The organism is Streptomyces sp. UW30, from assembly GCF_008042075.1.
Classification (GTDB): Bacteria; Actinomycetota; Actinomycetes; order Streptomycetales; family Streptomycetaceae; genus Streptomyces.
Genome location: NZ_RDBN01000014.1, coordinates 3784 through 11852, shown reverse-complemented (window position 1 = coordinate 11852; position 8069 = coordinate 3784). Strand labels below are relative to the sequence as shown.

The window sequence follows — 8069 nt, the reverse complement described above, 5'->3', positions numbered from 1 at the left end:
CCCACCGTCGAGGCTCCCGCCGACATCGCCGGCCCGGTGACCGTCCTGCGAGTGCCGGACGACGCCGAGGCCTGGCACGAGGCCGGACTCGCCCTCGCTCCCTGCGGCGGCGACGTCCCCGGGACCGTCCTGCTCCCGGTCCGCCGAGGGGCGGGGCCCGCCGCGGTGACCGAGGTCCTGGCGGCCGTCCGGGAGTGGATCGCCGAGGAGCGATTCGCCGACGCACGCCTGGTGGTCGTGACCAACGGAGGCCTGGCCGTACGGGACGGCGAGACCCCCGAAGTCGGCGGCGCCGGCGTCTGGGGACTGGTTCGCTCCGCCATGAACGAGCACCCGGGCCGCTTCGCCCTCGTCGACGTCGACGACGCCCCCGCGTCCTACCGCCTGGCCGCCACCGGCATCGACGACCAGCAGGTCGCCCTCCGGGACGGCCAGGTGTGGGTGCCGCGGATGGTGCGGATGACGTCGGGCGGGGTGCTGGTACCGCCGATGGGTGTGGGCGCCCAGTGGCGCATGGACGTGGTGGCTCAGGGACGGCTGGACGGCGTCGGGCTGGTTCCCGAGGGGCCGCGAGCTCTCGGCCCCGGTGAGGTCCGTGTCGGTGTCCGGGCCGCCGGCGTCAACTTCCGTGACGTACTGAACGTGCTCGGGATGTACCCGGGAGACGCCGGTCGACTCGGCCACGAAGGTGCCGGTGTCGTCGTCGAGGTCGGCGAGGAGGTCACCGATCTGGTGGTCGGTGACCGGGTGATGGGCTTGCTGGACGGGGCGTTCGCGCCGACGGCTGTGACCGACGCCAGGTTGCTGACGCGGGTGCCTGAGGGGTGGTCGTTCGAGCAGGCGGCCTCCGTGCCCATCGTGTTCCTCACTGCTTACTACGCCCTGGTGGACCTTGCCGGTCTGGAGGCGGGGGAGTCGGTGCTGATCCACTCCGCCGCCGGTGGCGTCGGGACGGCGGCCGTACAACTCGCCCGGCACCTGGGTGCCGAGGTGTACGGAACGGCGAGTGAGCCGAAGTGGCCGGTCGTGCGCGACCTCGGGATCCCGGATGAGCGGATCGCCTCCTCCCGCACGACCGAGTTCGAGGAGCGGTTCCGGCCGGGCGTSGATGTGGTCCTGGACTCGCTGGCCGGTGAGTTCGTGGATGCCTCGCTGCGGTTGGTGCGGCCGGGTGGCCGGTTCGTGGAGATGGGCAAGACCGACATCCGTGACGCGGAGGAGGTGCGGGCCGAACACGGCATCGACTACACCGCCTTCGACCTCATCGACGCCGGCCCCGACCGCATCGCCGAGATGTTCGCGGCGCTGCTGAACCTGTTCGAGGTCGGCGCCCTGCGGCCCGTCCCGGTCACCGCGTACGGGATCTCGCGCGCACCGGAGGCGTTCCGTCTGCTGGGGCAGGCCAAGCACGTCGGCAAGGTGGTGCTGCGGGTGCCGTCGCCGTGGGGTTCCGACGGGACGGTGCTGATCACGGGTGGGACCGGTGGGCTCGGTGCGGAGGTCGCTCGGCATCTGGTGATCGAGCATGGGGTACGGGATCTGCTTCTCGTCTCCCGGCGTGGTCCCGAGGCTCCGGGGGCCCTCGAACTCGCTGCTGAGGTAGAGGAGTTGGGTGCCCGAGTCCGGGTCCGGGCCTGTGATGTGACCGACCGTGCGGCGCTGGCCGCCGTGCTCGACGGCGTCGACCTGTCCGGTGTGGTGCACGCGGCGGGCGTCCTGGACGACGGCCTGGTCGCCGATCTGAGCCCGGAGCGGTTGGCCGGTGTCATGGCCGCGAAGGTCGAATCGGCGCTGCATCTGCATGAGTTGACGGCGGACCGTGACCTGTCGGCCTTCGTTCTCTTCTCCTCGTTCGCGGGTGTGGTGGGCAATGCCGGTCAGGCCGCCTACTCCGCGGCGAACAACATCCTCGACGCCCTCGCCACCACCCGCCGTACCCAGGGACTTCCGGCCGTGTCGCTGGCCTGGGGCATGTGGGCGACCGCCGACGGCATGGGCGGCACGCTGGGCGGACCGGAGCTCGAACGGCTCGCGCGGCAGGGCTTCCCGCCGCTGGAGACGAGCGAGGGCCTGGCGCTTCTGGATGCCGCGCTCGTCGTGAACGAGCCGAACGCCGTCCCCGTAGCCCTGCGCACCACCGCCCTGGCAGCCGTACGTGACAGCCTTCCCGGCATCCTCCAAGGCGTCGTGCCCGCCGCTGAGCGTCGCCGCCGTGCCGCCGGGCTGACCGCGACCGGCGGTGCGCTGGCCGGACGGCTGCGGGAACTGTCCGTCGAGGAGCAGGAGCGTGAGCTGCTGGACCTGGTGCAGACTCAGGTGGCCGCGGTGCTCGGGCATGCGTCCGCCGGGTCGGTCGACGCGTCCCGGGCCTTCAAGGATCTCGGGTTCGACTCGCTGACCGCCGTCGATCTGCGCAACCGGCTCGGCTCCGCCACCGGCATCACGCTTCCGGTGACCGTCATCTTCGACCACCCGACGCCGGCCGGGCTGGCCGCCTCCCTGCGGGAGCAGCTCGTCGGCACATCGGACGACGACACGACGGACCGGACGGCGCAGACGGCGGAGGCAGCGCACCGTAGCGGCGTACGTGCCGACGAGCCCATCGCCGTGATCGGCATGGGCTGCCGCTACCCCGGCGGCGTGGAGTCGCCCGAAGCGCTTTGGGAGTTGGTGGCGGCGGGCGGCGACGGCATCACGCCGTTCCCGCTCGACCGCGGCTGGAACATGAGGACGCTGGAGGGTGTGGCGGCGGTCGGCGGATTCGTCGACGGTGCGACGGAGTTCGACGCCGAGCTGTTCGGGATCTCACCGCGTGAGGCCCTCGCCATGGACCCGCAGCAGCGGCTGCTGCTGGAGACCGCCTGGGAGGCTCTGGAGCGCGCGGGCATCGACCCGCTCTCCCTGCAGGGTTCGGCGACCGGTGTGTACGCGGGCGTGTCCGCGAACGGGTACGCCAGCGGTCAGGAGGACGACGACGCCGACCCGGAGACCGACGGCTATCTGCTGACCGGCAGCACGCCGAGTGTGGCGTCGGGGCGTCTGTCGTACGTGTTCGGGCTGGAGGGGCCCGCCGTGTCGGTGGACACGGCCTGCTCGTCGGCCCTGGTCGCCCTGCATCTGGCCGCCCAGGCACTGCGGGCCGGCGAGTGCGACATGGCCCTGGCCGGTGGCGCGACGGTGATGGCGACGCCGGGCATGTTCCTTGAGTTCGCGCGGCAGGGCGGGCTGGCCGGGGACGGGCGCTGCAAGTCCTTCGCCGACAGCGCCGACGGGACCGGCTGGAGCGAGGGCGGCGGCATGCTCGTCCTGGAGCGGCTGTCCGACGCCCGCCGCAACAACCATCCGGTGCTGGCGGTGGTGCGGGGCAGTGCCGTCAATCAGGACGGGGCCTCCAACGGGCTCACCGCGCCCAACGGACCGTCGCAGCAGCGGGTGATCCGCCAGGCGCTGAAGGCAGCCCGTGTCGCGCCCGCCGAGGTCGACGTGGTCGAGGCGCACGGCACCGGCACCCGGCTCGGCGACCCCATCGAGGCGCAGGCCCTGCTGGCGACGTACGGCCAGGCCCGTACCGACGACGAGCCGCTGTGGCTCGGGTCGGTCAAGTCGAACATCGGGCATGCCCAGGCGGGGGCGGCCGCGGCGAGCGTCATCAAGATGGTCATGGCGCTCCAGCGGCGCCACCTGCCCCGGACCCTGCATGTCGACCGGCCCTCCGAGCACATCGACTGGGAGTCCGGAGCGGTACGGCTGCTCACCGAGCCCCGGGACTGGGAGGCCGGCGGGCATCCGCGCCGGGCCGGTGTGTCCTCGTTCGGCATCAGCGGTACGAACGCGCACGTCATCCTCGAAGAGGCCCCCGAGGGCGAGAGCGTGAGCGGGCGGGAGCCGGGCGGCACGCGGGGCGCCGGAGCCGGGGGAGACGCTCCCGGTTCCGTGCTCGTGCCCTGGGTGGTGTCCGGCCGTGCCGACCGGGCGACCCGGGCCCAGGCGGCCCGGCTGTCGGGCCTCCTCACCTCTTCGGACAAGCCGGCCCCCGGCGACGTGGCGCACGCGCTCGCGACGACCCGTGCCGTACTGGACCACCGTGCCGTCGTACTCGGTGCCGACCTCGACCAACTGCGGTCCGGCCTGGACGCGTTGGCTGCTGACCGCCTCCCCGCGGGCGGCCGTGCCACGGTCGTGACCGGCACCGTCGGTGAGGGCCGTACGGCGTGGATGTTCACCGGGCAGGGCAGCCAGCGCCCCGGCATGGGGCGGGAACTCCATGCCGCCTACCCGGTGTTCGCGCAGGCCCTGGATGCCGTGTGCGAGCTGCTCGAAGCCGAACTCGGGCCCGACGCCGGATTCACGCATCCGCTGCGGGAGATGCTGCTCGCCGAACCCGACGAGCGGCAGGACGACGAGAACCCGCTCGACGCCACCGGTTACGCGCAGTCGGCACTCTTCGCCCTGCAAGTGGCCCTCGTCGAGCTGCTCAGGTCCTGGGGCGTCCGTCCGGATCTCGTGCTCGGGCATTCGGTGGGCGAGCTGGCGGCCGCGTACGCCGCCGGGGTCTTCGAACTCCCGGACGCGGTACGGCTGGTCGCCGCACGTGCCCGCCTGATGCAGGCCCTGCCCGAGGGCGGGGCGATGGCCGCCGTGGAGGGCGGCGAGGCCGAGGTGACCGAGCTGCTGAAGGAGCTGACCGGCAGCGGCCAGATCGCCGTCGCCGTCGTCAACGGGCCGTCGTCCGTGGTGGTGTCCGGTGACGCGGAACTCGTCGTCGAGGCGATGGACGTGGCGCGCGGACAGGGACGCAGGGTGTCCCGGCTGCGGGTCAGCCACGCCTTCCACTCACCGCTGATGGACCCGATGCTCGCCGAATTCGCCACCGTAGCCGAGACGATCGCCTACCGTCGGCCGACGACCCCCGTCGTGAGCACCGCCACGGGCGAGTCCGTCACGACGCAGTGGGCGTCCGCCGCGTACTGGGTGGACCAGGTGCGCCGCCCGGTGCGCTTCCACGACGCCCTCGCCCTCGCCACGGGTGAGTTCGGCGCGACCCGGCTCCTGGAGCTCGGCCCCGACCCGGTCCTCACCGCGCTCGCGCGATCCGCCTCCGACGGGCGCGTCACCGCGGCGGCCGCCCTGCGGTCCGGCCGTCCCGAGGCCGAGACCCTGCTCACGGCCGTGGCCGACCTCTTCGTCCGCGGCATGCGGACCGACTGGGCCGCCGTCACGGCAGCCGCCGACCCCACCGACGACGGGCCTGCCGCACGCGTCGAGCTGCCCACCTACGCCTTCCAGCGCCGCCGCTACTGGCTGCGCGACCGCCGGGCACAGCGACCGGCCGCCGCCCGGCAGCACGGCACCGACGCCGGATTCTGGAGCCTCGTCGACGGCGGCGACCCCGCCGCGCTCGCCGACCGGCTCGGCGTCAGCGCGGACACGTCCCTCGGCTCCCTGCTGCCGGTGCTGTCCGACTGGCGCCGACGGCAGAGCGAGGCGTCCGAACTCGCCGCCTGGCGCTACACGGTCACCTGGAAGCCGGTCGGCGTACCGGCCGCCACGCTCACCGGCCACTGGCTGGTCGTCGCCCCCGAGCAGACGACGGCCGACCAGGACGGCTTCGTCGAGCAATGCGCGCAGGCCCTGCGGGACGCCGGCGCCCGGATCACCGTCCTGACCCTCGGCAGCCACGACAGCCGCACGGCGCTCGCCGCCCGGGTCCGCGAACTGGCCCCGGACGGCGCGCTGTCCCTCCTCGCCTGGGCGGAGGACCAGTCCTGCGCGGACGGCCACCAGGCGCGGCGGTCCGGGGTCGACGGGCAGCCGCCCGCCGCGACCGGGCTGACCCTGCTGCTCGCCCAGGCGTGGGCCGACGCCGCCGGGACCGGTGCGCCGCTGTGGTGCGCGACCCGGTCCGCGGTGTCCGTCGGCACCGGAGACACCCTCCAACACCCCGCCCAGGCACAGGTGTGGGGGCTCGGCCGCAGCCTCGCCCTGGAACACCCCGACATCTGGGGCGGGTTGGCCGACCTGCCGGTCCGGCCGGGGCACCGGGACCTGGCCCGGCTCGCCCAGCTCCTCGCCCACGGCCGCTCCACCACCTGGTCCGAGGACCAGCTCGCCGTCCGCGCGGGCGGCGTCTTCGCCGCACGCTTCGTACGGGACGAGAACCCCGGCACCGTCCACCCCGAAGAGCCCCCGGTGAACGGCCTGAACGGCACCGTACTGATCACCGGCGGTACCGGAGCCCTCGGCCGGCATGTCGCCCGACGGCTCGCCGAACGGGGCGCCCGGCATCTGCTGCTCGCCTCCCGGCGCGGCGCCGACGCCCCCGGCGCCACCGAACTGCGCGACGAACTCGCCGCGCTCGGCGCCCGCGTCACCCTGGCCGCCTGCGACCTCACCGACCGCGACGGGATCCGTGCGCTGATCGACGAGATCCCCGAGGACACGCCGCTCACCGGCATCGTGCACGCGGCAGGCATCCCTGCCAACGGCGTCCTCGCCGACCTCACCCCACGCCACCTCGCCGACGCCCTCGCCGCCAAGGCCCGCGCGGCCGACCTGCTGCACGAACTGACCGCCGACCAGGACCTCGGGCTCTTCGTCCTGTTCGCCTCCGTGACCGGCGTCCTCGGCAACGCCGGCCAGGCCGCCTACGCCGCCGCCAACGCCCACCTCGACGCGCTCGCGCAGCACCGCCGTGCCCTCGGCCTGCCGGCCACGTCCGTGGCATGGGGCCCCTGGGCAGGCGACGGCATGGCGGCCGACCCGGCCGCCGAGGAACGCATCCGCCGCTCCGGACTGCGTCCCTTGCCGCCCGAGCGCGCACTCACAGCCCTCGACCAGATCCTCGCCGACGACCGCCCCTGCACCGCCGTACTGGACGTCGCCTGGGACCGCTTCGCGAGCGCGTTCGCCCTCGCCCGGCCCAGCGCCCTGCTCGCCGACCTCCCCGACGCTACGACCGCCCCCCGCAACGGCACCGGTACGACGGCCTCCGAAGCCGGCGAATTCGTCGCACGGCTGCGAGCCCTGCCGCCCGGCGAACGCGAGCGCGCCCTGGGCGACTTCGTCCAGTCCCGGGTCGCCGCGGTGCTCGGCCACGAGACGCCCGCCGCCATCGACGCCGACCGTGCCTTCAAGGACTTCGGCTTCGACTCCCTCACGGCCGTCGACCTGCGCAACCAGCTGATGGCCGCGACCGGGCTCCGCCTCGCGACCACCCTCGTCTTCGACCACCCCACCCCGGCCGCCCTCGCCCGCCACTTCCACACCGAACTGTTCCCGGACGACACCGCGGACACCTCCCCGCAGGACCTGACCGACCTCGACGAGGCACGCCTGCGCCGCCTCCTCGCGGCAGCCCCGCTCAGCCGGCTGCGGGACGCCGGTCTCCTGCCCGGCCTGCGCACCCTGCTCACGGAGGCCGAGGAAGCGGAACGGCGAGCCGAGGACGAGGGCGCCATCTGGTCCGGCGACACCCCCGACGAGGACACCGTCATCGCCGACCTCGCCGTCGACGACCTCGTGAACCTGGCACTCGGCGACACGACCGACGCCACCGACGCAGCCGACCCCGCGGCCGACGACGACTTCGGCTTCGACTCCGACCCACGAGACTGACAGAGGCACCGATGAGCGCACCGTACGAAAAGGTCGTCCAGGCCCTGCGGAAGTCCCTGGAGGAGACCGAGACGCTGAAGAAGCGCAACCGCCAACTCGTCGCGGCCTCCCGCGAACCCATCGCGATCGTGGGGATGGCCTGCCGTTTCCCCGGTGGTGTGTCGTCGCCGGAGGAGCTGTGGGAGATGCTCGCGGCCGGCCGTGACGGTGTGTCCCCCTTCCCTGACGACCGTGGCTGGGACATCGACGACCTTTACGACCCCGTTCCCGGAAAGCCGGGCCGTACTTACGCGAACTCGGGTGGGTTTGTGTCGGGTGTGGCGGATTTTGATGCGGGGTTGTTTGGGATTTCGCCGCGTGAGGCGTTGGCGATGGATCCGCAGCAGCGGTTGTTGTTGGAGGTGTCGTGGGAGGCGTTGGAGCGGGCGGGTGTGGATCCGGTGTCGGTGCGGGGG

At 73.5% G+C, this 8069-nt stretch carries 2 protein-coding genes; both read left to right on the top strand.

The window, feature by feature from the left end:
- The first annotated feature begins 36 nt into the window (after positions 1-36).
- Positions 37-7614, top strand: a complete 7578-nt coding sequence (locus tag EAO75_RS09110; protein ID WP_222723928.1) for a type I polyketide synthase — start codon at positions 37-39, stop codon at positions 7612-7614.
- An 11-nt stretch (positions 7615-7625) separates the two neighbouring features.
- Positions 7626-8069, top strand: a 444-nt coding sequence (locus EAO75_RS09105; protein WP_147994551.1) for a beta-ketoacyl synthase N-terminal-like domain-containing protein, incomplete at its 3' end; no start/stop codon positions are given.